The following is a 339-nucleotide window of genomic DNA, read 5'->3' as shown; positions in this document are numbered from 1 at the left end:
TCACGGTGATGCCGACGTTGTCGCCAGGCATGACCATTTCCTTGTCCTTCGGCAGCTCCACGGCACCGGTCACGTCCGTCGTGCGGAAGTAGAACTGGGGACGGTAGTTGTTGAAGAACGGGGTGTGACGGCCGCCCTCTTCCTTGGACAGAACGTAGATTTCTGCCGTGAAGTGGGTGTGCGGCTTGATCGAACCGGGCTTGGCCAGCACTTGGCCGCGCTCGACGTCTTCACGCTTGGTGCCGCGCAGCAGGATGCCGACGTTGTCGCCCGCTTGACCTTGGTCCAGCAGCTTGCGGAACATTTCGACGCCCGTGACCGTGGTCTTCTGAACTTCGC

The 339-nt window shown here is 61.4% G+C and carries 1 protein-coding gene; it reads right to left on the bottom strand.

The features are described from left to right. On the bottom strand, window positions 1-339 hold a 339-nt coding region (locus ACG0Z3_RS23275; RefSeq protein ID WP_394402442.1), incomplete at both ends, for an EF-Tu C-terminal domain-related protein.

The organism is Pelomonas margarita (genome assembly GCF_043555875.1).
Classification (GTDB): domain Bacteria; phylum Pseudomonadota; class Gammaproteobacteria; order Burkholderiales; family Burkholderiaceae_C; genus Pelomonas; species Pelomonas margarita.
Note: the sequence above shows the minus strand (reverse complement) of the source record. Positions and strands in the feature narration are given on the sequence as shown.